The following is a 24,706-nucleotide window of genomic DNA, read 5'->3' as shown; positions in this document are numbered from 1 at the left end:
GTGTTCTTAAAAAAATATAACAGCTAAATATGGTATATTATTAGGTAATGATAACGAGTTAGCGGTATGAAAAGGGGAGTTAAAATGAGTTTAAAATTTGTCCTAGGAAAAGCTAGTAAAGACCATCAAGCAAGCCTTGTTGCACAATTAAAAGCAGCGCAAACGACTGATTCAACGGCATCTTTTTTTTATCTTGTTCCCAATCATATTAAGTTCGAAGCAGAAGTTAGTATCCTTGAAGCATTAGGTAAAGACAAACTTGTCGAACAAAATATTTTTGCACAATCGAACGTCCAAGTCTTTTCGTTTACTCGATTAGCTTGGTTCTTTTTGAAGAATACACCCTATTATCAGATTCCTCGTTTATCTCAGTCTGGATTAAATATGTTAGTTTATCAATTAATTTCGGAACATGAAGATGAATTAACAATATTTCGTGGTGAAAGGACCCAAACTGGGTTTATTTCACAACTAGTCAGCCAACTGAAAGAATTAAAAGTTGGTTGTGTGACAGTTGATGATTTAACTCGGATTGCTGAATCTTTCCCAACGACTGGGGACTTAGGTGCTAAATTAGATGATTTACAAATTATCTATCGCGCATTTGATGCTGCGATGGCTGACCGATATATTGAAAATAATGATTTATTAGCAGAGTTGAGTCGTTATTTAACAGATGACGTTTTGAAGACGAGTTATTTTTATATTGACCATTTTTCTCAATTTACAGCACAAGAGCAGGAGCTCGTGAACGCACTGATTAAGGGTGCGAAACAGATTACAATTGGCTTAGTCTTAGATAAAGGCAATGCACATGAAGTTGCTGAAAAATCTGACTTATTTTATAAATCAAGCCGGATGTATGTTAATTTGATTGAAAAAGCACATCAAGCTCAGATTCCAGTGCTAACGGATAGTTATGCTGAAACCAAAGTTAACCAGAATCCCGACTTATCTCGTCTGGAAGATTTTTGGATTGACTCTAGACGGTTAGTTAAAACAAAATCAGAAAGGTTAGAAAATTCAGATTCTATTCAACTTTTTGAAGCCGATAGTCGGTATATTGAAATTCGACAAGTGGCGACAAAAATTCGCCAGTTAGTTGCAACTAAGGAGTATCGTTATCGAGATTTTATGATTTTAACGCGGCATTTAGATAGCTACGAAACGGTTATTCCACCGGTTTTTAAAGAATTTAAAATACCTTATTTTAACGATTTACAACACGCAATGGCTGACCATCCCTTAGTCGAGTTACTGGCAGCGTTATTTGAGGTGAAAGAAAAGCATTATCAATATGGCGCAATGATGCGCTTATTAAAAACTGAATTATTAATACCACAAATAGAAAATCATGCTATGCCAATTGAACAGTACCGTAGTGCTGTTGATTTAACAGAAAATATGGTTTTAAAATACGGTTTTTCTGGTTCTCAGTGGCTACGTGAAGATGATTGGACGTTCTACCGGTTTGATTTTACGGATGCAGATGAGCAACAGACGGATAAGGACCAAAGTATCACAGTACAAATTAATCAAATTAGACATTTTGTTAAAGACGTTTTACCAGGATTCTTCAATCAACTAGATCAGGCGACAACCGGTGAAGAGGGGGCAAAGCTAATTTATCAGTTTCTTGTTGAACAAGGTGTGACACAACGCTTGTTAAGTTGGCGAGACCGCTATTTAGCTGCTGGAAACATCTCACAATCAGAAGAACCAGAACAAACTTGGCAAACATTTGTTGGGATGTTAGATGAATATGTTGAAACATTGGGAACTAAAATGTTCAATACCGCTGACTTCATGGCCTTGATTCAAGCGGGATTTGAAGGGGCAAGTTACTCACAAGTGCCATCAACATTAGATCAGGTCGTTATTTCTGAATCAGGGATGGTTCAAATGAACAACCGAAAGATTACCTTTATGATTGGATCAACTGATATGGTGATGCCAGAACAAGTTAGTCAGACACAATTATTAACAGATGATGATCGGGCGAAAATGGCTAATCTATTAACTGATGATCAATACTTAGCCGATTCGGCTATTAGTCAAATGGCCGCTGAACCCTTTTTGAATTATCTCGGATTTTTAGGACCACGCGAACAATTGATTTTTTCATATCCAAGTGGCAACGATGGCGAAAAGAATTTAAATCCATCGCCTTATTTAATGATGATTAAAGAACACTTCAATTTATCAGTTCAACATTTAGCTGCTAATCCTGAATTAACAGAACAATCAGTCCTTGATTTTATCGGAACAAAACGTAGTACATTATCATCATTGGTTGTAGCTAGTCGACTTGCCAAAACAACTGCAGTATCCATGCCTAGTGCTTGGTTGTATGTGTTACGTCAACTGTCGGCTGACCCAGAAATGGGACCATTAACGAAACAATTATTAGGAAGCTTAGCGTATAAAAATATACCGGTTAAGTTGACGCCGGAAATTATAACTGATTTATATGGAACACAAATGAATACTTCAATTTCAAAACTAGAAACTTTCTATCGTAATCCATTTGAATATTTTTTACAATATGGGTTGAAATTGAAAGAACGAGACATTTTCGAGCTGTCTCCTGCAAGTACTGGTGAGTTTTTCCATATGGGGTTGGATGAGTTGATGAAAGTTGTGACTGAATCAAACCAAGTCTATGCCAATGTACCCAAAGAACAACTAGATGAATATTTGAATGTAATTTTAAAAGATATGCGCGAGTTACCTCAGTTCCAAATTCTTGGTAGTTCAAGTCGAATGGGCTATATTGCTAAACAATTAAGTCTTCTATTAAAACAAGTGACGCATGCCATGTGGCAACAAGGGCAACAAACAAAGATGAAGCCACTGAAAACAGAAGTTTTATTTGGTCATGTCGGTGCTGAGTCAGGTTTGAAAGCCCTAGCTTATAAGTTACCTGGCGGCCATTCAGTTAAAGTCCGCGGTAAAATTGATCGAATTGATTATATGAAGGTTGATTCAAAACAATATCTTGGAATCGTCGATTACAAATCAGGGATTCGAAAGTTTGATTTTAGTGATGCTTTCTATGGATTATCAATGCAAATGTTAACTTACTTGCAAGCATTGATTGAGAATGCAGAGGTAATTGCACCAAATACTGGACTGAAAACTTCGGCAGCTGGTGCAGTTTACATGCACTTACAAAATCCTAAGCTGAAAATTGAAGATGTACAGAAAAAAGGATTGGATAATACGTTGTTGAAAGCAAACCAAATGGATGGGCTATTATTGGAAGATGAGCAGTTACTGAGCCATTTAGATACTGATTTTGAAGACGAATCAACAGGGTTTTCATTAATCTATCCATTTAGAAAAACGAAAAAAGGGTTCACATCACCATCAGCTCGTTCAAAAAAATTGATTTCACAATCAGATTTAGATTTCTTGTTGGTACACAATAAACAATTAATTATTGATGCGGCAACAGATATTTTCGAAGGGATAATCGATTTAAGTCCGGCTAGATGGAACGCTAAAAAAACAGCCCTACAATATTCACCATATAAATCAATATTCCAATTTGATGCGATGTTACCCGAAAATAATTACCATGAAATAAGTAAATTAAGCTGGGAAGAAATTGAAAAACGGATTATAGACGGGGAGGCCGACAGTAATGAGTAAGTTTACATTTACACCAAATCAACAACGTGCTATCGATGAAAGTGGGACTAATATTCTTGTATCAGCCTCTGCCGGTTCCGGTAAAACACGAGTTTTAGTTGAACGCGTCATTCAAAAAATATTAACGGGAACAGCTATTGATGACTTATTAGTTGTTACGTTTACAGACGCTGCAGCTAAAGAAATGCGTCAACGGATTCAGGTGGCACTTCAAAAGGCAATCAATGAAGCAGACAATCATGAACAAAAACAACATTTAATGGATCAATTAATGCGCTTGCCAGTTGCAAATATTAGTACATTTGATGCATTTTGTCTCCAATTAATTAAACGCTACTATTATGTGATTGATTTGGATCCCGTTTTTAGAATGTTAACAGATATGACTGAGGCGGCTTTATTAAGAGAGAGTGTCTGGGAAGACGTCCGGGAAATGTTGTATGCCAAAGACGATGTCGACTTTGAGAGATTAACACAAAATTTTTCAAATGATCGAAATGATGATGGTTTATCTGAGTTGGTTTTTAGCCTATTTACATTTGCGAGTTCGAAACCAGATCCTACCGGTTGGTTGGCTAGTTTGGCAGCAACTTATGATGTTGGCGATAATTTAATCAGTAGTTCGTTTTACCAAAAGAGTATTAAGCCATTAGTTCAAGCAAATTTAACGCAAATCCAGGCCGATTTAAAAACGGCTCTAGAACTATCAATTCAATTTGGGTTAGAGAAACATCAAGCAGTGACTGAAGAAGAAAGTCAGATGTTGTTAGCTGTTGTCCAATCTGTTGAAAACGATGGTTCTTGGAATCAAATTCGCGATAATATTCGTGGGTACGAATTGAAACGTGCGCCTAGTGTGCCAGCTAAAAATTTAGAAGATGACCAAGCTGTTGCTAAGGATCAAATTAAAGAATTAAAAGCTGGAATAAAAAAACGTTTAGCTAACTTATCAGAACAATTTTTTGTTTTAAATGAAACAGAAACACTGCATATCATGACAGAATCTAAGAAATTAGTTGAAAAATTAGTCAGTGTGATTGGCTTATTTAGTGATGCCTTCACCAAAGAGAAACGTCAAAGACATATACTTGATTTTAATGATTTGGAGCATTTAGCACTGGACATTTTAGCGAGTGATTCTGAATCTTCCGAGCAAACACAAGCTGCTCTACAAGGAAAATATGAAGAAGTTCTGGTAGATGAGTATCAGGATACTAATCAACTACAAGAAGCTATTTTGACAAGGGTAACCACGACTAATCCCGGTAATATGTTTATGGTGGGGGATGTAAAGCAGTCAATATATGGTTTTAGGCTGGCTGATCCTAGTTTGTTTTTAAGTAAATACCAAGCTTATAAAGAAACTGACAGTAATGGAAATCGAATTATCTTAGCTGAAAATTTTCGTTCTGTGAAGAATGTAACAGATGTGACTAACTTAATTTTTACCCAGATTATGGATGAAACCGTTGGACAAATGGCTTATGATAATGATGCTAAATTGGTTTTTGGGGCAAACTACTACCCAGATATTGAGCAAAAAGCAGAAGTGCTGATTTACGAATCTGATGAACCTGAATCTGCAGAAAGACCGGATGATGATAGTGAAGCAACGAATGATCAGTTTGAAATTGATGGTAAATCGGAAGGCCAAATTGCTTTAATTGGTCAACGGATTCAAGCGTTAATCGTAGATGAAACAGAGATTTTTGACCGTGATAAATCAGAAAAACGTCCCGTTGAATACCGAGATATTGCATTACTAGTCCCAACTCGTAAAAATAATTTGGTGATTATTGACCAATTTAAAAAAATGGGTATTCCAGTCGTTGTGAATGATGCGGAGAGCTATTTCCAAACAACTGAAATCAGAATTATGATGTCATTATTACGAATTATTGATAATCCCTATCAAGATATTCCATTGGTAAGTGTCCTACGGTCGCCAATTGTTGGATTAGATGAAAATCAACTGGCCTATTTACGGATTGGCAACCGAACAGATGATTACTATCAAGCGGTGTTAACTTTTTATCAAAATTTTGATACGTTTAAAGCAGGTAGCTTCGCAAAAACACTGTATAATAAAATTGAACGTTTCTTAACACAACTTTCGGGCTTTCGTGAAATCGCGCATGAAAATCAAATTGCGACCTTAATTTGGCAGATTTATCAGGATACTGGATTTCTTGATTATGTCGGGGGGATGCCAGCTGGAAGTCAGCGCCAAGCCAATTTACATGCGTTGTATAACCGAGCTCACGCTTACGAAAATAGTAGTTTTAAAGGTTTATTCCAGTTTGTGCGCTTCATTGAAAAAATGCAGGAACGCGATAAGGATTTAGCAGAAGCACCTGTACAAAATGTCGCAAATGCAGTGTCAGTCATGACAATTCATGGTAGTAAGGGACTTGAATTTCCAATGGTCTTCTTGGTTGACGCGACACACCAGTTTAATCAAATGGCGATGCGAAAACCTTATTTAATTGATGATCAGGCTGGATTAGGAATAACCTATTTAAATCCTGAAAATCGGACGATGGAAGATACGCTACAAAAAACAATTGTAAAATCAGCTGCTATTGCAAAATCAGAAGCGGAAGAAATGCGATTACTGTACGTAGCCTTAACGCGTGCGGAACAACGATTATTTATTGTGGGGGCTTACACAAATAAAAAAACGGCAATTAATCATTGGCAAAAGGCATTTCAAAGCCAACAATTAGTTTTAAATGCAACAGCTCGAAGTGGTATTAAAAATTTCATGGATTGGATTGGTATGGCGCTAGTTCGTCATCCTACTTTTGATATGTCACTATTATTGGATCCAGCAACATCATCACTACTATTAAGTGATGATGAAACGCAATTTAGCGTTAAATTTTATCAAAAAACCGACCTGAACCAGATGAGTAAAGTGAGTGAAGAAGTTTCTCAGACGGATTGGTTAGAAACAATCACGGGTGAGATGCCTGAGACGTTTGAGGATATTGATGTTAATCAAATTGATCAAGTCTTAAATTTTCAGTATCCATTCGATAATTTAACTAAAACAACTGCTTACCAAGCTGTATCGGAAGTAAAACGTCTATTCGATGATCCAGCTAATCGCGAAATGAATCAGTTGAGTATTGAAGGACAAGGCAACCGATACGTTACGAGTGAACTTGCTGTACCGAAATTTATGCAGGGAGTTGCAGCACCAATGGGAAGTGATATTGGGAGTGCAACTCATCTCATTTTACAAGAATTAGATTTAACTAGTGAGATAACTTTAGCGATAATCCAAGCTAAAATTGAGCAATTAGTGACGGCAAAAGTAGTCACTAAAGAAGTTGCTACGTTAATTAATGGACAACACATTGCCAATTTCTTTCAAACGGATTTAGGCAAAGAAATTCTAACTATAGGTAACGATGTACAACGTGAAGCGCCATTCTCAATGTTACTACCTGCCAATGAGCTATTTCAAAAGGTTGAGTCAAATAAGGAAAAAGTTTTGATCCATGGAATTATCGATGGTTATTTTGTAAAAGATAATACGTTGGTGGTATTTGATTATAAGACTGATAAAGTTTCTAAAGACAATACAATAGAAGAAATAGAAAAATTGACAGCACGTTATCGTGGCCAATTGAACTTATATGGCGAAGCACTAGAGAATATGACTGGGTTGAAAGTTGCGCATAAATATCTGTATTTGCTGTCTATTAATCAAGTTGTTGAAGTTTAATAATTCGAAGATCTCATTTCAATGAGGTCTTTTTTTAATCAATGAAAAGAATAAGAAAATATTTTAAGCAATTTCAATACCACTTTGTGTTAAAAAAATAAAATAGCATTGTATATAACAAAACTTTTTTTATAAATTGGTATAGATAAGATTTTGTTGAATGAAACAAGCTATGGAAACGTAAAAAAACCCATCATATAGGTTGATAACTAATATCTATACGATTAAATGGTATAATTGTAAGCGAATACAAATTAATATTTTTAATAGTAATTCGTAATCGTTGTGCTATACTTAACAACATAGACGTTATGGAAACGATATTATTTTTAAGTGTTTCGTAACATTTTAAAATTAAATCAGATTACCTAGGAACAAAAGCAAAATGCTTAAGTTGTTTTTGAAATAATTTTTGCGTGTTTTTATATTATAAATGTAAGCGTTTTTCCGGAGTTCTTACAGTAATCTGATAAAAATTTAGGAGGTTTTAAAATGGTTGGAATTGTAATTGCAAGTCACGGTAAATTTTCCGAAGGCATCATGCAATCCGGTTCAATGATTTTTGGTGAACAAGAAAATGTTCAAGCTGTAACTTTCATGCCAAACGAAGGACCAGACGATTTAAAAGCTCATCTTGAAGCAGCAATTGCTACTTTTGATGATCCTGAAGAAGTCTTATTCTTAGTTGATTTATGGGGTGGATCACCATTTAATCAAGCAAACGGTTTGCTTGACGCTCATAAAGATAAATGGGCAATTGTTACAGGTTTAAACTTACCAATGTTAATTGAAGCCTACGCAGCACGCTTGTCAATGGATTCTGCACAAGAAATTGCTGCAAGTATTCTAAGCGAAGCAAAAGGTGGCGTTAAGATTAAGCCAGAAGATTTAGCACCAAAAGAAGCAGCTGTTGTTGCAACAAACAAACCTACTGGTTCAATTCCTGAAGGAACTGTAATCGGTGATGGTAAAATTAAATACGTTTTAACACGTATTGATTCACGTTTATTGCATGGACAAGTTGCTACAGCATGGTCTAAATCAGTTAAGCCTGACCGTATTATCGTTGTTTCTGATAATGTTGCTAAGGATACACTTCGTAAAAACTTAATTGAACAAGCTTCACCACCTGGTATTATTGCACATGTTGTGCCAATTGCTAAGATGATTGAAGTTTCAAAAGACCCTCGTTTTGGTGGAATGAAAGCATTACTTCTTTTTGAAAGTCCACAAGATGTGTTAACAGCAATTGAAGGCGGAATGAAATTTGACGAAGTTAACCTTGGTTCAATGGCTCATTCAGTTGGTAAAGTAGTTGTTAACAACGTATTATCAATGGGACAAGACGATGTTGATACTTTTGAAAAACTAGAAGATAAGGGCGTTAAATTTGATGTCCGTAAAGTACCTAACGATTCAAAAGAGAATATGGCTAACATTCTCAAAAAAGCTAAAGGTGAATTAGCAAAAGCTTAAACAACACAATAAAAGAAAATTAATTTAGGAGGCTTATTATGTCAGCTATATCAATGATTTTAGTAGTAATTATTGCCTTTCTAGCTGGTATGGGTGGAATTTTAGATGAATTCCAATTCCATCAACCACTAGTGGCATGTACATTAATCGGGTTAGTAACCGGTAATTTAACCGCCGGAATTGTTTTAGGTGGTACACTTCAAATGATCGCACTTGGTTGGGCTAATGTCGGGGCAGCTATTGCACCCGATGCTGCACTTGCTTCAGTTGCATCAGCAATTATTTTAGTATTAGGTGGACAAGGGATTAAAGGTGTTGGATCAGCTATCGCTATCGCCGTTCCCCTTGCCGTTGCCGGATTATTCTTAACAATGGTTGTTCGTACACTTGCTGTTCCTATTGTTCATGCAATGGATGCAGCAGCAGAACAAGGTAATATCCGTAAGCTAGAAATATGGCATGTTCTTGCTATTGGTATGCAAGGTATCCGTATTGCTATTCCAGCCGGAGCATTGCTCTTTATTCCAGCTGAAACAGTTAAAGGTTTCCTTGAATCAATGCCCGCATGGTTAACAGATGGTATGGCTATTGGTGGTGGTATGGTTGTTGCCGTTGGTTATGCACTTGTTATTAACATGATGGCTACAAAAGAAGTATGGCCATTCTTTATTCTTGGTTTCGTAGTCGCAGCTATTACTCAATTAACATTGATCGCTATTGGTGCTATCGGTGTTGCTCTTGCTCTTATTTACTTGAACCTTTCAAAAATGGGTGGTTCATCAAATGGTGGCGGTGGCAATAATACCGGTGATCCACTTGGCGAAATTCTAAACGATTATTAAACTGGAAGAAGGAGGAATATATTATGGCAGATAAAATTGAATTAACTAAAAAAGATCGATTGGCTGTAGCATGGCGTTCAACGTTTATTCAAGGTTCATGGAACTACGAACGTATGCAAAATGGTGGTTGGACATTCTCAATGATTCCAGCAATTAAAAAATTATACAAAACTAAAGAAGAACGTACGTCAGCAATGAAACGACACATGGAATTCTTTAACACTCATCCTTATCTTGCTTCACCAATCCTTGGTGTTACATTAGCACTTGAAGAAGAACGTGCTAATGGTGCCCCTATTGATGATGTTGCAATTCAAGGTGTTAAAGTTGGTATGATGGGTCCTTTGGCTGGTGTCGGTGATCCCGTATTCTGGTTTACTGTTCGTCCAATGTTAGGTGCTTTAGGTGCTTCATTGGCTATGGGTGGTAACATTATGGGACCAATCATTTTCTTCGTAGCTTGGAATATCATCCGTATGGGATTCATGTGGTATACACAAGAATTCGGTTATAGAGCTGGTTCTAAGATTTCTGAAGATATGTCAGGTGGCTTATTACAAGATGTTACTAAAGGTGCTTCGGTACTGGGAATGTTCGTTTTAGCCGCATTAGTAGAACGTTGGGTTTCAATCAAATTTACGCCAGTTATTTCAACAGTTAAGTTGGATAAAGGTGCTTATATTGATTTTGATAAACTCCAAGGTGGAAAAGGCATGCAAACAGCTATGCAACAAGCTAGCGACGGTTTAGCTCTTTCACCAAATAAAGTAACAACATTACAAAATAACTTGGATCAATTAATTCCAGGTTTAGCAGCATTATTATTAACATTCTTCTGTATGTGGTTACTTAAGAAAAAAGTTTCACCAATTCTTATCATTCTAGGTTTATTCATAGTTGGTATCGGTGGACACGTACTTGGAATTTTATAAAATTTCAAAAAAACTCAGGAATTTTCCTGGGTTTTTTTATATGGTTCAATGCAATTAATTAAGGTATAATAAGATAACGTCAAAAAACATTGGAGTCGAAATACTATGGTCCAGTCAATTAATACAAAGGTAGACTTAACAATCGATGCAACTGCTTTCACAGGTTTAACTGATTATGGTAAAATCATGATTGGCGATAAAGGGTTTGAATTTTATAATGACCGTGATGCACGCAAGTTTATCCAAATTCCATGGGATGAAGTTGATCAAGTTATCGCGTCTGTGATGTTTAAAGGACGATGGATTCCGAGATATGCAATTAAAACGAAGAAGAATGGGACATTTACTTTTGCGTCTAAAAAACCAAAAATGGTGTTACGTGCAATGCGTAACTATGTTGATCCAGCTCATATGGTTCAATCACTTGGAATGGGCGATGTTTTAAAACGATCAGTTAAATCAATTTTTAATAAAAAAAGTAAAAATAAGTAATCAAAAAAACATTCTCATTGAGAATGTTTTTTTAGTAGATTAAAATATTTAAACGAAATTCTTCAAAACCATTATCAATTTGAAGTTCGTCGTCTTCGAACGTTAATTTCTTATAAGGACCGCCTGTCAAATAAGTGGCAATTTTATAATGTGGTAGGCCTGCCATAATATTATGGACCTGTAATGTATCCTCTTTTGGTAGGTAGCCGAGTTTTCGCATCACAGCTTGATCATCTTCAAAATAAAGTGCAATACGACTATTTTCATTGAATGATACAACATCTTCCTTTAAAGATAATTTATCAAATGACAAATCGACGGGATATTTCCAAACTTCAAGTTCTTCGTAATCAATAAGAAGGAGTAACTGAATGTTAGATTCTAAATCCTCATCGCGCCACCCTTTATTAATATTTTCATTTTTAGTTATTGTTTGTAAGACAACCTTAAAGTTTTGATTATAAAGTGATAAGTCATCAATTTCGGCATCAAGGTACCAAGGATGATTATTTTTAATTTCAAAATAGGGACTAATTGGGTATTTTTTTGAGTCAGACATTTGATTCACCTCTTTCGAACAATTGCTTTAAGTATATCCTATAATGGGTTGAAATGCAGGTCCTTTCGATTTCTAGTAGTCAGTCTTTATCTATGGTAAGATTGTGTCCCATTTAAGATAAGGCAATCATGTTCCTTAACGAAATTAATAAACCCGACTGATAATCGTTCCCAATTAGCTTATACTTAAATGATTGGAAATGGAGTGAATCATTTGATGAATAGTCGTGCATTAAAAGTAGGAATGGCTTTATCAACGAAATTAAATATTTTAAGAGCAGGGGTATTAGGTGCTAATGATGGCATCATCTCAGTTGCAGGCGTTATTCTGGGGATGGCCGGTGCTAGTCAAGGTAAGTACTATCTTGTCTTAGCTGGACTTGCTGGTATGTTTGCGGGAGCGTTCTCAATGGCTGGTGGTGAATACGTCTCAGTTTCTGCACAAAGGGATACACAAAAATCGATTATCCATTCAGCTGCAAAAAAGTTAAAAGAAAATCGTGAATTTGAAATTGAACGATTAATTAATATCTACCAAGCAAAGGGATTCTCGCGGATGGTCGCAACGGATGTGGTCAATGAACTAATGTCTCAAAATGAACTAGAAAATTACTGTAAAGAAGTTAACAATATTGATGTCGGTGAGTACTTAAATCCGTGGCACGCAGCGATGTCCTCAATGACATCCTTTGTAGTTGGCTCGCTAGTTCCATTATTATTAATAGCGATACTCCCAACTGAGTTTATGATTCCACTGACGGTTATTGGCGTTGCTTTAGCTTTACTTTTAACAGGGGCAGTAAGCGGGATATTAGGGCGTAATAATATTAGACATGCCATGGTAAGAAATGTTTTTGTTGGATTAGTAACAATGGCTGTAACTTATTATATTGGCGGTTTATTTGGTTAAAAACCTACCCTTTTTTTAAAAAAGAGGTATGCTTATCTAAAGGAGGTGTTGTTGATGTTTCCGGAAAGATTAAAAGCATTGCGCAGAGGTAGTGGATTAACGCTAACTCAATTAGCTGTTGGATTAAATCAGTCTCAAAAATCGAATCATAACTTGAATTCTGGCCCGCAGATTGGTAGTTGGGAGCGTGGTATTAATACACCCTCATATCTTGAAGTCAGAAAGTTGGCCGAATTCTTTCATGTTTCAATTGATTTTTTAGTTGGTCAAACTAACGATGAATTGATTGATCTTGAAGATTTATTCGCACGGACGGCAACACTTTTATACCGCGATAAAATTTTATCAGGTAGTGATCGTTATGAAGTTATTCAAATGATTCAAGGATATTTAATGGGTAAATACCAGCCATATAATCTGGAAGAAAATGATGATTTAGCGTTACCACTTGAAGATGAAAACAACTAAATAAAAGCGCTATTTTAGAATTTGTTTTTACAATTAGACGTGATATAATTTAGGTGGCTTTTCAAATCAAATGAAGTTGATGAGTGTCTTCGGAAACGATATCAACTGGGACGATTTGAGAGTCATAAATAAAACGTGTCACATAGACACAAGGAGGATTTTATTCATGGAACAAGGTACAGTAAAATGGTTTAACGCAGATAAAGGTTTTGGTTTCATTACTCGCGAAGATGGTAGTGATGTATTCGTACATTTCTCAGCTATTCAAGGTGACGGTTTTAAAACATTAGACGAAGGTCAAAAAGTAACTTTTGACGTTGAAGATAGTGACCGTGGACCACAAGCAGTAAACGTAAACAAAGACTAATTTAAAATCTAAACAACTTGCCATTTAGGTGAGTTGTTTTTTTATGCAAAAAAGTAGGCCGTCAATCCCCGATTGACGGCCTACTTTTAACTATTCACGAGTTGTATTAATTTTTGTATCGGCTGTTAAAGTATTTCCAGTTTTAGCTGGAACCAAGCCAAGTGTGGAACGTAATTTATCAGTGATACGTTGTTTTTCAGTTTCGCTGGCAATTTCAAAAGCTTCTCCATTGACCATTGTTCCTGTACCTTGTAGATAATCTGAATGTGAATGATGTGTTGCCTTACGATAATTGGTACCTAAGACGGTAAGATCATTGAATGTTAAATCAGTTTTCATTTGAGATGACATTGTATTTAAAAATTTATCGTCTAATAAATTTTGAAGTTGTGTACTTTTTAAAGCCACTGCCATAATAATCTGACGTTGGCGTTTTTGTCGACCGTAATCGCCAAGAGGATCATCATATCTCATGCGGGCATACGAAAGGGCTTGTTTACCGTTGACATGAGTTTTAACGCCTTTTTTGAAGCTGGCACCATTATAAGAAAAAGATAGTGGTGGATTAACGTCAACACCGTCAACAGCATCAACTAGTGATTCTAAACCGCCCATGTTGATTGTTGCGTAGAAATCAATGGGTACATTGAAATATTTTTCAACAGTTTTAACGGCAGTTGCAGCACCACCATAAGCATAGGCAGCGTTTATCTTACTTGGAAAATCTGATTCATGGTCTGAAACCGCAACTTCAGTATCACGCGGTAAACTGATTAAGGTCATTGATTCTGTTTTAGGGTTAAGTGTGGCAACGATTAAAGTATCCGTTCGGCCACCAGTTTTAGCACGACCCAAGGCACCATCATCAGAACCTAAAAGTAAAATCGAAATAGGATGGTCCTTTTCCAAAACCGCTGCGACATTTCTAGTTTTAGCAATTTTAGTAGAAGTATAGATTTTATCAGCTGCATTTTTAGCGTTTGAGTATTTATGGTAGGCATAAACGCCACCGCAGATAGCAGCGATTATTATAATGATTAACCAAATTAAGCGACGACGTTTCTTGTTTTGCTTTTTATTTTTTCTTTCGCGTTTTGGTAAAGGCAGGTGATTAGTTGTTTCTTGGTGTAGTAGTTGTTCTTTATGATAGTTTTCTCGACGACTTGACATTGAAATGTTCCCCTTTATTAATTAATGTTCGCCAATAAAAAAGCCAGCAATTAAAATGACTAAAACGATGACGGTAATTTTAACGTACAGATAATCTTTTTCTTTGTAGAAAGCATAAATTGAAATAACGACACGAAGAATTGGTGTTAGTATTAAGCAAAATAGCCCAAGCATCATAATTGCGTAAGGTTTAAGTGCGACAATTCCAGAAATGATAGCAGAAAATGAAGTTGGAAATGTATTACCTTGATAGCCTGTTGAACCTGTAACTAAGGATAGGATAAGACCAATAATCATAATTATCGCAGAAATGAAAACGCCAATTCTTAGTATTTGACCAATCATTAATTCAATTTTTGCCATTTCGGCTGATGTGTTATTTTTTTCATTCATCATTAGATAGATACCCCGAATCCTTTTAGAATCATCTGAATGCTGACATACAATAGTACAGGTACAAAAATGAGGCGAATTATTTTTGCGGGTAGGTATTGCATTGCACGCGAACCAATTGATGAACCAACTAAAATTCCTAGCGCTAATGGAACCGCAATATCAGGTCTAATTGAACCATTGAAAAAGTAGACGGTCGCACTTGCGGCAGCGGTGACACCCATCATTAAGTTACTTGTTGAACTTGATGGTTTCAACGGCATTTTCATTGCAGTATCCATTGCCATAACTTTGAAAATACCAGATCCGATTCCTAGTAGTCCACTAGCAACTCCAGCACCAAGCATAATCGCCATCCCACCTGGAACATTTTCGACTTGATAATCAACTTGTTTTTTTAGTTGTTTATCATAGTACGAACTATTCAGTTTAAATTTGGTAGATAAATAATCAGGTTCAGCTGATTTTAAAACTTCTTCACCTACAAAAATTTTTTTAAGCATGTTGTAGACAGAAAGTAGCAAAAAAGCACCGAATAAAATGAAGAGAAAGGATGTATTAAAGACTCCTGTTAAGAGTGCTCCACAAATCGCACCAATTGTCGTTGCGATTTCTAAAAACATGGCGACCCTCAAATTTAAAACGTCATCTTTTAGAAATGCAATTGTAGCACCAGAACTCGTTGCGATAACGGCAATGATACTAGCACCAATAGCGTATTTAATATCTAATCCCATCATTAAAGTTAAGACCGGGGTGACAATGATGCCGCCACCTAATCCTAAGATAGATCCTAGAGCACCTGCCACAAGACCAGCGGCAAGCATAAGTAGTAGCGTATTCATTATTTATTTTCAACTCTTTTCTAAATTTATAAAGATATCCTATTTTACCATAAACTTACATAAAATTGAGCATTTGCTTGATTTCTGTATGAATTCTTAAAGATTTTGGTAACTAACTTTAAACAAATTAAAAAATATGATAAATTATGTGGATAAAATAGACTGTAATTAAGAGGTTAGAGTAATGATTAATAAGAATAAACTTTATGGAGTAGTCATAATAGGCAGTGGACTATTCGCAATATTGACGTTATTAATAGTAACAAAAAATAATTTTATTCATGGTATAGATAATAATATCATTGCAGTTGTTAGGTTTCATCCTACAGCGCAACTAGACCAAGTGATGCAGATAATCAGTTGGCTAAGTAGTCCGATGATGATAGGGTTGTATTCAGTCATTTTGATGATTATTTTATATAAATTACGACGAGGTGTACTCGCTATTTGGACAGGGATGACCATAATGACTGGAGCACTGTTAATTAAGCTCATTAAAAGTAGCGTCCAGAGACCTCGACCAGTGGGGCATGGATCAATTACTGGATTCAGTTTCCCCAGTGGACATACGTTCGGGGTGGCATTATTTTGTCTAACGATAATGAGTATTATGCTGGTAGAATTTAAGTATAGTAAACAATTTTTGATTAACTGCTTATTAGCGATATGGATCATGATGATTATGATTTCAAGAGTATATCTACAAGCTCACTTTCCGACGGATACGGTAGGCGCTGTTCTTTTAACAGTCACTTGGATAGCCATTGCACGCGTTATATATCTAAAAATTCTGAATAAATTTAAAATTGAGGGCTAAAAAATGAATCAATATGAAACGAAACGGCTTGTGGTACGTCCGTTATGCTCATCAGACATAAATGACATATATGAATATGCTTGTGATGAAACGGTTGGTCAAATGGCTGGCTTTTTACCCGTGAATTCATTGGCTGAAGCTAGTTTGTTCGTTGCGACGCTACAAAAACAAAGTATATTTGCGATTGAGTGTAAAGGAAATCAAAAAGTAGTCGGTAATATCGGTTTATATGAAGTAGTTGATGAGAATCAAGAACCTAGTTTGGTAGTTAAAGAGGTTGGCTATGCACTAAATCCTATTTTTAAGAATCAAGGGATAATGACTGAAGCAGTTCAAGGACTTTTAACAATGGCTCAGGCGTTAGATTTAGAACGTGTAATTGGCGTGACAACTATTGAAAATAAAGCATCTATCAAAGTGTTAAAAAAATCCAATTTTAAATTTGTTGAAAAAAGAGCGGTTTCATCCCTTTTTCAACCTGCTGCTCTAATTAATGAAATTGTTTATGCGGTTGATTTAAAATAATCAATACCAATTGTCAACGACATATGTTATCCTTTATTCGTATATATAGAACTATTTGAAAATTAATCAACCGGGGGTAGCTGACTATGCAATTAACAAAAGGATTTGAACAAGCAGCGTGTATTATTTCTTTATTGGCAACGCAGGATAAGGGTGTGCCAATTTCATCGCAAGTAATCAACGCTCGTCTTGGTGGTTCACAAACTTATCTTCGTAAAATTATGCGTAAGTTAGTCGTTGCGGGACTTGTGAAATCTGTTTCAGGTAATAATGGCGGTTTTACGTTAGCAAGGGATGCTAAGGATATCAATTTATTAGAAATTGTGGAGGCTTCGGAAGGAAAGATTGAAACCTATCCAAACTTCGGTTTCTTTGATCGTGTATTTCGTGAATTTAAACAAGATACAGAAAAAGCAACCGTCGTCGTTAATAGTGTTTTTGCTGAAGCGGATAAACGTTGGGCTAATTATTTAGAGTCACAAACGGTTTATCAACTAATTGCAGCAACGTTTGACGAAACTGAAATTCCTTTAATTAATTGGAATGAAGAAGATATCAGTGGTCAACGTAAATTAATCATTCAAAAAATTGTCGAAAATGTAACCGGAAATCATAAATAACGAAACCATTATTAACCATAACTGGGTTAATAATGGTTTTTTATTTAGGCTTACATTTGGTAAGTTTAAACCATAGTCATTTATTTGTGAAAATGCTATCATGGATACTACTAAAACAAATTCGGAGGAAATCTAATGACAGATAATAAATATTACGGCGCAGATGCCATTGTTGATAGTTTAATAAATCATGATGTGAAATATGTATTTGGTATTCCTGGTGCAAAAATTGATCGTGTTTTTGAAAAATTGGAACATCCGACGAATTCTAAATCGCCAGAATTAATTATTACGCGCCATGAACAAAATGCAGCATTTATGGCTGCTGGGATTGGTCGTATTACAGGTAAACCGGGGGTTGTTTTAACGACTTCCGGACCTGGTGCAAGTAATTTGGCAACAGGCGTTGTGACGGCTACGGCAGAAGGTGATCCTGTTCTTGCTATTTCTGGTCAAGTGAAACGTTCAGATTTAACGAGACTAACGCATCAAAGTATGAATAACACGGCATTATTTGAACCAATCACTAAATATAGTGCAGAGGTTCAAGAACCTGAGAATATTTCAGAAGTGATTGCTAATGCTTACCAAGAAGCTGAGGCTGCAAAGCAAGGGGCAAGTTTCGTTAGTATTCCCCAAGATGTAACAGATTCAGAAGTGAAAACAAAAGTTATCCAGCCTTTAATGGCACCTAAATTAGGTCCCGCTAGCCCGGTAGAAAGTACACTTTTAGCACAAGAAATTAAAGCAGCAAAATTACCTGTTTTACTTGTGGGAATGCGGGCATCTTCACCAGAAGTAACAAAAGCTATTCGTAATTTAGTTGAAGCAACGAATCTACCTGTTGTGGAAACATTTCAAGCCGCTGGTGTGATATCGCGTGAATTAGTCGGTGATTTCTTTGGTCGTGTGGGCTTATTCAGAAATCAACCAGGGGATCAATTACTTAAAAAGAGCGATTTAGTTATTACAATTGGCTATGATCCTATTGAATATGAACCACGTAACTGGAATGCAGAAGGAACAGCTAATATTGTTGTTGTTGACGATATGCGTTCAGAGATTGATCATAATTTCCAACCAAAGAAAGAGTTAGTGGGCGACATCGCGCAAACACTTGAATTTTTATTACCCTATATGAAAGGCTATCAAATGGCATCTGAATCTCGTGAGTATTTAGATGGCTTACAAGAAAAATTACAGGCTAGGGATGAAGCGCCAGTTGTGACAAGTGACACATTAACCAGTCATCCATTAAGCATTATCCAAGAATTACAAAAACGTGTTTCAGATGAAATGACGGTAGCAGTTGATGTCGGTAGTTTCTACATTTGGATCGCGCGACATTTTAGAAGTTATGAACCACGTCATTTATTATTTAGTAATGGGATGCAAACATTAGGAGTTGCGTTACCTTGGGCAATTTCAGCGGCCTTAGTTCGACCTAATACACAAATCGTCTCAATTTCTGGAGATGGTGGATTCTTGTTTTCAGCCCAAGATTTGGAAACAGCGGTTCGTTTGAATCTGAATATTGTTCATATTATTTGGAATGATGGACACTACGATATGGTTAAATTCCAAGAAGAAATGAAATATGGTCAATCTGCCGGTGTGAATTTTGGCGCAGTGGATTTTGTGAAATATGCGGAAAGTTTTGGTGCAAAAGGCTTACGCGTTGAAAAAGCACAAGATTTAGCTAAAACATTAGATGAAGCATTTGCAACTAATGGTCCTGTTATTGTTGATATACCAGTTGATTATAAAGATAATCAAGAATTAGGACAATCAATTTTAATGGATCAATTATATTAAAATAATTTTCAAGAGAGGTCAACGACATGCAAGATATAAAAAAGGTTTATCAACATGGTACCTTAGCAACATTAATTGAAGGCTTGTACGAAGGCACATTGAGTGTTGGAGAATTATTGAAACATGGTGATTACGGAATTGGAACTGTTGGTGATTTAGATGGCGAAATGATTGTGATTGACGGAAAGGCTTTCCAGATTACTGCAAAAGGTCAAATTAATCAAGTTAGCGATGACGTTCTTGTTCCATTTGCGACAGTCCATTTTAATCAAGCAGACGCATCTATTCAATTTGAAAATGTGGCAGGAAATGTTTTAGAAGAGCAATTACTTGAATTATATCCTTACCAAAATTTATTTTTTAGTGTTCTTATTAAAGGAACATTTAGTAAAATGAGTACACGATCTGTTGCTAAACAAAGTAAACCGTATCCAGAATTAACTGCGGTAACTGCCAAACAATCGGAATTTGAAGAAGAAGATATTGATGGAACAGCTATTGGCTATTTCACACCTGAGTTATTTCAAGGAATTGGTGCAGCGGGATTCCATATTCATTTTTTATCTGATGAAAATAAAATGGGTGGACATATTTTAGATTATCATTTAAAAAATGGGGTTGTGAGTTTACAGCCATTTAGTTCGATTGAACAACACTTTCCAATCGAAAATGAAGCTTTTTTAAAAAATGAAACAGATATTGAAAAGTTGCATGATGAAATTAATATAGCTGAAAATTAGGATACAGCTTGCAAAATATCAGTGAATTGATTATAGTAAGAATTATCGAAAGAAGAGGATGCAGTTTTCATAAGTATGTTTAATGAAGCAATTAAGTGCTGAAGAAGTTAAACTGAAAGGGTGAACTGCCGAAGTGGATGCTAACTTAGATTTAGTGACTGCTGGGGTCTGATTTAATAAGTCAGAAACTGTCGTGATTATATAGTAATCACGGGGCGCTTATAACGATTTGACTGAGTCTATTAATCTGAGTCTTTTTGTATAACGCGTAATAGTGTTGTACAAAAGGTCTCTTTTTCTTTTCTCAATTTTAAAAATCACGAGTGCTCCTCTATATATAGGGGGGATTTCATATGGCAGAACAAGAAGGTATGCACCGAGAGTTAAAAACAAGACACTTATCAATGATTGCCTTGGGTGGAAGTATTGGAACAGGCTTATTCGTTGCGAGTGGGTCAGCAATTTCGAAGGCAGGGCCAGGTGGTGCGTTACTAGCTTACATTGGCATTGGAATTATGGTTTACTTTTTAATGACTAGTTTAGGTGAAATGGCAACGTATTTACCAGTTTCAGGGTCGTTTGCGGTTTATTCAACGCGATTTGTTGATCCTGCGATGGGTTTTGCAATGGGTTGGAATTACTGGTTTAACTGGGCAATTACATTGGCTGTTGATATTAGTACAGCTGCCTTGGTTATGCAATTTTGGTTGCCAGATGTACCAGGATGGATTTTTAGTACAATCTCGTTAGTTATTATTTTTTCAATTAATGCGTTGTCAGTTAAATCATTTGGTGAAACAGAATATTGGTTATCAATTATTAAAGTGGTGACTGTCATTGTCTTCTTAATCGTTGGTGTATTGACTATATTTGGTATTCTAGGTGGCCATGCAACGGGACTTGAAAACTTTACAATGAAGAAAGCTCCATTTGTTGGTGGTGTTCCAATGATTCTAAGTGTATTCGTCGTCGCTGGTTTCTCTTTCCAAGGAACTGAATTAATCGGTATTACGGCGGGAGAATCAGAAACGCCTGAAAAGAGTATTCCAAAAGCAATTAAACAAGTGTTTTGGCGGATTCTACTATTCTATATTTTCGCTATTTTTATCATTGCAGCAATTATTCCGTATACAAGTCCAGATTTACTCGGCTCAAGCGCATCAGATATTTCAATTAGTCCATTTACATTGGTCTTTCAAAGAGCTGGGTTAGCCTCTGCAGCAAGTGTTATGAATGCAGTTATCTTAACATCTGTACTTTCAGCTGCAAATTCAGGAATGTATGCATCAACTCGAATGCTTCATTCACTTGCGGAACAGGGTTACGCTCCTAAAAAGTTTAAACAAACGAATAGTCGTGGTATTCCAATGGCAGCACTAGTGGGAACAACATTTATCGGATTACTCACATTTTTAGCAAGTGTTTTTGGAGCAAAAGTGTATGTCTTTTTACTGAGTGCTAGTGGGTTAACTGGATTCATCGCTTGGCTAGGAATTGCAATCTCACATTACAGATTTAGAAAAGCGTTCAAAGCGCAAGGACATGAAGTGTCAGAATTAAAGTACTCTGCAAAATGGTTCCCAGTGGGCCCTATTTTAGCGCTTGTTCTTTGTATTTTAGTTATTCTTGGACAAGATATTCAATCATTTAAAAATTTTGATTGGGAAGCAATCTCGGTTAGTTATATGAGCATTCCGTTATTTGTTATCTTGTACACATATTATAAAATACGCTATAAAACAAAATTAATTCCATTAAAAGATGTAGATTTATCAAAGAAATGAGGCACATTTTGACTAGAAGAAAATGGATGATGATGGTAGTAATGATGTGTGCACTATTAATAGGTGCATGCGGTAAGAAAGCGAATACGACACCTAGCCATAAAACGGTAAAAGTCACACAAAAAAGTGAGCTACCTAAAGGTGTAAAGGCAAATGATTGGAATTTAATATTAGTTAATTCAGAGCATAAACTCAAGCAAGAACTGGATTTTAAACAGAAAATAGATGGAAATGTTATTGTAAATTCAAAAATTGAGAGTGCTTTGAATGATTTTGTATCAGCAGCAAATAAGGCCGGGTATAAGGCGTCACTGGTATCTGGTTATCGATCAATTAGCTACCAAAAAGAGGTCTATGCAGACTCAATTAAAAGCTATGAAAATTCGGGAAAGTCAGTTGCTCAGGCTAAACAATTAACAAAAGAGTATGTGGCAGAACCAGGATCAAGCGAACATCACACCGGACTAGCAGTCGATATGATGTCATCAAATTGGTATGCCAAACATAATGATTTAGATAATAGTAGTGAAACAGATAAGGGTCAAAAATGGTTAATCAACCATGCGGTAAATTATGGATTTATATTGAGATTCCCGAAAGATAAAGAAAAATCGACTAAAATTGATTATGAAACATGGCATTTCCGCTATGTTGGTAAAAGTAACGCGAAATATATAGTTAAGCATCATCTTTCGTTAGAAGAGTATATCGATTTGCTTAATAAAGCGGGTAAGAATTAAACTTGCAATTTAATAAAACAACGCTTATTATTAAAGTAATAAATAAACACGGAAAACGTTATAAGTAGGCATTTAAGAGACGTAATGGTGGTGGAAATTACGAAGCTGAAAATCCGGCGTGAATAAGTGGGTGGGTAATGCCACACGGGAGACCGTTATCTATTTGAGTGTGACAAATGATTATTTGTCGAACTTGGGTGGTACCGCGAAAATGAGCCTTTCGTCCCAATTAGTGGATGAGTGGGCTTTTTTTATACAAAAAAAGGAGGAACAGAATATGTTAGATATTAAAATGATTCGTCAAAATGTCGATGAAGTTAAGGAACAATTGGGTAATCGTGGGGTAAAACCAGAGATTATTGATGAAATGGTTGAAAAGGATCGTAAACGTAGGGATATTATTGTTCAAACCGAAACTTTAAAAAAGAAAAGAAACGATGTATCGCAAGCTATTGCACAATTAAAACGAAATAAAGAAAATGCAGATGCTCAAATCGAAGAAATGAAAAAAGTCGGAGATGAAATTAAAGCATTTGATGAAGAATTAAAGGTTTTAGATGCAGACGTAACAGATATGGCATCGCGACTACCAAATATGCCAAATAAAACGATTCCAGTAGGTCCTGATGAAGATTCAAACATTGAATTAAGAAAAGTAGGTACACCAAGAACTTTTGATTTTGAGCCGAAAGCACATTGGGAAATCGGTGAAAATTTAGATATTTTAGATTTTGAACGTGGCGCTAAAGTGTCGGGCAGTCGATTCCTATACTATAAAGGATGGGGAGCTCGTTTAGAACGTGCTTTATACAATTTTATGCTTGATCAACATGCAATTGATGGTTATACAGAGATTATTCCTCCATATATTGTTAATGATGAGTCAATGTACGGAACTGGTCAATTTCCGAAGTTTAAGGAAGACGTTTTTCAAATCGCAAATGAAAATTTAACGTTAATTCCAACAGCAGAAGTACCATTAACTAATTACTACAGGGATGAAGTTATTCCGGAAGAAAAATTACCAGTATATTTCACAGCTCTCTCACCCTCATTCAGATCTGAAGCAGGAAGCGCTGGAAGAGATACACGTGGATTGATTAGATTGCATCAATTTAATAAAGTTGAAATGGTGAAATATACTAAACCAGAAGATTCATATGCAGAACTAGAAAAAATGACAAGTGATGCAGGCAGAATTATGGAAAAACTTGGGTTACCATATCATGTGATAACATTGTCAACGGGAGATATGGGATTCTCAGCAGCAATGACACATGATTTAGAGGTTTGGTTACCTGCACAAAATATGTATCGTGAAATTTCAAGTTGTTCTAATACTGAAGCATTTCAGGCTCGTAGGGCTCATATCCAATATAGGGATGATGATGGAAAATTACAGTTTGTACACACGTTGAATGGTTCAGGATTGGCAGTTGGTCGTACGCTAGCAGCAGTTCTTGAAAATTATCAGAATGAAGACGGGTCGGTAACTATTCCGGAAGTTCTTCAACCATACATGGGTGGATTAGACATTATTAAATAGCTTTTATCAAAAAAGCGACTTAAACTTATCAATTCGATGAGGTTAAGTCGCTTTTTTGATAAAGTAATAATTAATAAATCAAATTTATCTGTAATGAAGTATTGACAGGGTGTATACCAGATGGTATATTAATAAAGCTGATTGATACGGCAAGAAGAAATGAATATTTATTCAAAAAAATTCTTGACAAATCATGACGTGGTTGATATGATATAAAAGTTGTCAAAAGCAACCAAGTAGATCTTTGAAAACTGAACAAATTTTCGACAAATCAAATGT

21 protein-coding genes and 1 riboswitch are annotated in these 24,706 nt (G+C 35.9%); of the genes, 17 read left to right on the top strand and 4 right to left on the bottom strand.

Going from position 1 to position 24,706, the window contains the following annotated elements; genetic code table 11:
• Positions 1 to 84 precede the first annotated feature (84 nt).
• The 6 genes from AC1RO3_RS06125 to AC1RO3_RS06100 all read left to right on the top strand — a co-directional run bounded on the left by AC1RO3_RS06125 (position 85) and on the right by AC1RO3_RS06100 (position 11,129).
• Entirely contained in the window at positions 85 to 3,654 is a 3,570-nt protein-coding gene (locus AC1RO3_RS06125) for a PD-(D/E)XK nuclease family protein (protein ID WP_481761742.1), read from the top strand.
• Positions 3,647 to 7,387 carry a helicase-exonuclease AddAB subunit AddA gene (gene addA, locus AC1RO3_RS06120; protein WP_481761741.1) on the top strand — a complete coding sequence of 1,247 codons (3,741 nt, stop codon included), beginning with the start codon at positions 3,647 to 3,649 and terminating at the stop codon, positions 7,385 to 7,387. Before AC1RO3_RS06125 ends, addA begins: the two co-directional genes overlap by 8 nt.
• Positions 7,388 to 7,879: 492 nt before the next feature.
• Positions 7,880 to 8,863, top strand: a complete 984-nt coding sequence (locus tag AC1RO3_RS06115; RefSeq protein WP_481761740.1) for a mannose/fructose/sorbose PTS transporter subunit IIA — start codon at positions 7,880 to 7,882, stop codon at positions 8,861 to 8,863.
• Positions 8,864 to 8,901: 38 nt separating this feature from the next.
• Positions 8,902 to 9,705 carry a PTS mannose/fructose/sorbose transporter subunit IIC gene (locus AC1RO3_RS06110; protein WP_481761739.1) on the top strand — a complete coding sequence of 268 codons (804 nt, stop codon included), beginning with the start codon at positions 8,902 to 8,904 and terminating at the stop codon, positions 9,703 to 9,705.
• 23 nt (positions 9,706 to 9,728) lie between these two features.
• Positions 9,729 to 10,637 (top strand): PTS system mannose/fructose/sorbose family transporter subunit IID, encoded by a 909-nt coding sequence (locus AC1RO3_RS06105; protein ID WP_481761738.1) that lies wholly within the window; start codon positions 9,729 to 9,731, stop codon positions 10,635 to 10,637.
• Positions 10,638 to 10,742: 105 nt separating this feature from the next.
• The gene (locus AC1RO3_RS06100; protein ID WP_409021995.1) at positions 10,743 to 11,129 is read left to right on the top strand and encodes a DUF956 family protein; all 387 of its coding nucleotides are present in this window, start codon (positions 10,743 to 10,745) and stop codon (positions 11,127 to 11,129) included.
• 31 nt (positions 11,130 to 11,160) lie between these two features.
• On the opposite strand, the gene AC1RO3_RS06095 is transcribed toward AC1RO3_RS06100, so the two are convergent.
• Positions 11,161 to 11,688 (bottom strand): hypothetical protein, encoded by a 528-nt coding sequence (locus AC1RO3_RS06095; RefSeq protein ID WP_481761737.1) that lies wholly within the window; start codon positions 11,686 to 11,688, stop codon positions 11,161 to 11,163.
• Positions 11,689 to 11,877: 189 nt separating this feature from the next.
• Between AC1RO3_RS06095 and AC1RO3_RS06090 the strand changes: the two genes are divergently transcribed.
• From AC1RO3_RS06090 to AC1RO3_RS06080, 3 genes are all read left to right on the top strand, one after another.
• Positions 11,878 to 12,597, top strand: coding sequence for a VIT1/CCC1 transporter family protein (locus AC1RO3_RS06090; RefSeq protein WP_481762651.1), 720 nt, complete (start codon positions 11,878 to 11,880; stop codon positions 12,595 to 12,597).
• 54 nt (positions 12,598 to 12,651) lie between these two features.
• Positions 12,652 to 13,065 (top strand): helix-turn-helix domain-containing protein, encoded by a 414-nt coding sequence (locus AC1RO3_RS06085; RefSeq protein WP_481761735.1) that lies wholly within the window; start codon positions 12,652 to 12,654, stop codon positions 13,063 to 13,065.
• 166 nt (positions 13,066 to 13,231) lie between these two features.
• A complete protein-coding gene (locus tag AC1RO3_RS06080) occupies positions 13,232 to 13,432 on the top strand; it encodes a cold-shock protein (protein ID WP_112251328.1) in 201 nt (66 codons plus the stop codon).
• Positions 13,433 to 13,522: 90 nt separating this feature from the next.
• On the opposite strand, the gene AC1RO3_RS06075 is transcribed toward AC1RO3_RS06080, so the two are convergent.
• The 3 genes from AC1RO3_RS06075 to AC1RO3_RS06065 are packed head-to-tail and all read right to left on the bottom strand — an operon-like array spanning position 13,523 to position 15,840.
• Positions 13,523 to 14,602 (bottom strand): LCP family glycopolymer transferase, encoded by a 1,080-nt coding sequence (locus AC1RO3_RS06075; protein WP_481761734.1) that lies wholly within the window; start codon positions 14,600 to 14,602, stop codon positions 13,523 to 13,525.
• Between the two features lie 21 nt (positions 14,603 to 14,623).
• On the bottom strand, positions 14,624 to 14,998 hold the full coding sequence (locus AC1RO3_RS06070; RefSeq protein ID WP_481761733.1) for a DUF1634 domain-containing protein: 375 nt from the start codon (positions 14,996 to 14,998) through the stop codon (positions 14,624 to 14,626).
• Positions 14,998 to 15,840, bottom strand: coding sequence for a sulfite exporter TauE/SafE family protein (locus tag AC1RO3_RS06065; protein WP_481761732.1), 843 nt, complete (start codon positions 15,838 to 15,840; stop codon positions 14,998 to 15,000). The genes AC1RO3_RS06070 and AC1RO3_RS06065 overlap by 1 nt, the downstream gene beginning before the upstream one ends.
• A gap of 184 nt (positions 15,841 to 16,024) precedes the next feature.
• Between AC1RO3_RS06065 and AC1RO3_RS06060 the strand changes: the two genes are divergently transcribed.
• From AC1RO3_RS06060 to serS, 8 genes are all read left to right on the top strand, one after another.
• Positions 16,025 to 16,657 carry a phosphatase PAP2 family protein gene (locus tag AC1RO3_RS06060; RefSeq protein WP_481761731.1) on the top strand — a complete coding sequence of 211 codons (633 nt, stop codon included), beginning with the start codon at positions 16,025 to 16,027 and terminating at the stop codon, positions 16,655 to 16,657.
• Between the two features lie 3 nt (positions 16,658 to 16,660).
• Positions 16,661 to 17,182 carry a GNAT family N-acetyltransferase gene (locus tag AC1RO3_RS06055; protein WP_481761730.1) on the top strand — a complete coding sequence of 174 codons (522 nt, stop codon included), beginning with the start codon at positions 16,661 to 16,663 and terminating at the stop codon, positions 17,180 to 17,182.
• 86 nt (positions 17,183 to 17,268) lie between these two features.
• A complete protein-coding gene (locus tag AC1RO3_RS06050) occupies positions 17,269 to 17,802 on the top strand; it encodes an Rrf2 family transcriptional regulator (RefSeq protein WP_481761729.1) in 534 nt (177 codons plus the stop codon).
• 135 nt (positions 17,803 to 17,937) lie between these two features.
• Positions 17,938 to 19,617: an acetolactate synthase AlsS gene (gene alsS, locus AC1RO3_RS06045; RefSeq protein ID WP_481761728.1), complete on the top strand. Its 1,680-nt coding sequence runs from the start codon at positions 17,938 to 17,940 to the stop codon at positions 19,615 to 19,617.
• 26 nt (positions 19,618 to 19,643) lie between these two features.
• The gene (gene budA, locus AC1RO3_RS06040) at positions 19,644 to 20,357 is read left to right on the top strand and encodes an acetolactate decarboxylase (protein ID WP_481761727.1); all 714 of its coding nucleotides are present in this window, start codon (positions 19,644 to 19,646) and stop codon (positions 20,355 to 20,357) included.
• 44 nt (positions 20,358 to 20,401) lie between these two features.
• Positions 20,402 to 20,586: riboswitch (Lysine riboswitch) on the top strand.
• A gap of 124 nt (positions 20,587 to 20,710) precedes the next feature.
• Positions 20,711 to 22,141: an amino acid permease gene (locus AC1RO3_RS06035; protein ID WP_481761726.1), complete on the top strand. Its 1,431-nt coding sequence runs from the start codon at positions 20,711 to 20,713 to the stop codon at positions 22,139 to 22,141.
• Positions 22,142 to 22,149: 8 nt separating this feature from the next.
• Positions 22,150 to 22,881: a M15 family metallopeptidase gene (locus tag AC1RO3_RS06030; protein ID WP_481761725.1), complete on the top strand. Its 732-nt coding sequence runs from the start codon at positions 22,150 to 22,152 to the stop codon at positions 22,879 to 22,881.
• Between the two features lie 277 nt (positions 22,882 to 23,158).
• Positions 23,159 to 24,427 carry a serine--tRNA ligase gene (gene serS, locus AC1RO3_RS06025; RefSeq protein ID WP_481761724.1) on the top strand — a complete coding sequence of 423 codons (1,269 nt, stop codon included), beginning with the start codon at positions 23,159 to 23,161 and terminating at the stop codon, positions 24,425 to 24,427.
• Positions 24,428 to 24,706: the final 279 nt, after the last annotated feature.

It is taken from the genome of Dellaglioa sp. CoH-57-MRSF-19 (assembly GCF_056781975.1).
The sequence above is the reverse complement of the archived record's forward strand: the minus strand, read 5'-3'. Positions and strand labels throughout refer to the sequence as shown.

Coding starts and splice junctions, on each gene's coding strand:
- AC1RO3_RS06065 (WP_481761732.1), bottom strand. CDS start 15,840: ATGAATACGCTACTACTTATGCTTGCCGCTGGTCTTGTGGCAGGTGCT.
- AC1RO3_RS06060 (WP_481761731.1), top strand. CDS start 16,025: ATGATTAATAAGAATAAACTTTATGGAGTAGTCATAATAGGCAGTGGA.
- AC1RO3_RS06110 (WP_481761739.1), top strand. CDS start 8,902: ATGTCAGCTATATCAATGATTTTAGTAGTAATTATTGCCTTTCTAGCT.
- AC1RO3_RS06055 (WP_481761730.1), top strand. CDS start 16,661: ATGAATCAATATGAAACGAAACGGCTTGTGGTACGTCCGTTATGCTCA.
- AC1RO3_RS06085 (WP_481761735.1), top strand. CDS start 12,652: ATGTTTCCGGAAAGATTAAAAGCATTGCGCAGAGGTAGTGGATTAACG.
- AC1RO3_RS06115 (WP_481761740.1), top strand. CDS start 7,880: ATGGTTGGAATTGTAATTGCAAGTCACGGTAAATTTTCCGAAGGCATC.
- AC1RO3_RS06125 (WP_481761742.1), top strand. CDS start 85: ATGAGTTTAAAATTTGTCCTAGGAAAAGCTAGTAAAGACCATCAAGCA.
- AC1RO3_RS06080 (WP_112251328.1), top strand. CDS start 13,232: ATGGAACAAGGTACAGTAAAATGGTTTAACGCAGATAAAGGTTTTGGT.
- addA (WP_481761741.1), top strand. CDS start 3,647: ATGAGTAAGTTTACATTTACACCAAATCAACAACGTGCTATCGATGAA.
- AC1RO3_RS06035 (WP_481761726.1), top strand. CDS start 20,711: ATGGCAGAACAAGAAGGTATGCACCGAGAGTTAAAAACAAGACACTTA.
- AC1RO3_RS06075 (WP_481761734.1), bottom strand. CDS start 14,602: ATGTCAAGTCGTCGAGAAAACTATCATAAAGAACAACTACTACACCAA.
- serS (WP_481761724.1), top strand. CDS start 23,159: ATGTTAGATATTAAAATGATTCGTCAAAATGTCGATGAAGTTAAGGAA.
- AC1RO3_RS06095 (WP_481761737.1), bottom strand. CDS start 11,688: ATGTCTGACTCAAAAAAATACCCAATTAGTCCCTATTTTGAAATTAAA.
- alsS (WP_481761728.1), top strand. CDS start 17,938: ATGACAGATAATAAATATTACGGCGCAGATGCCATTGTTGATAGTTTA.
- AC1RO3_RS06050 (WP_481761729.1), top strand. CDS start 17,269: ATGCAATTAACAAAAGGATTTGAACAAGCAGCGTGTATTATTTCTTTA.
- AC1RO3_RS06105 (WP_481761738.1), top strand. CDS start 9,729: ATGGCAGATAAAATTGAATTAACTAAAAAAGATCGATTGGCTGTAGCA.
- AC1RO3_RS06090 (WP_481762651.1), top strand. CDS start 11,878: ATGATTGGAAATGGAGTGAATCATTTGATGAATAGTCGTGCATTAAAA.
- AC1RO3_RS06070 (WP_481761733.1), bottom strand. CDS start 14,998: ATGATGAATGAAAAAAATAACACATCAGCCGAAATGGCAAAAATTGAA.
- AC1RO3_RS06100 (WP_409021995.1), top strand. CDS start 10,743: ATGGTCCAGTCAATTAATACAAAGGTAGACTTAACAATCGATGCAACT.
- budA (WP_481761727.1), top strand. CDS start 19,644: ATGCAAGATATAAAAAAGGTTTATCAACATGGTACCTTAGCAACATTA.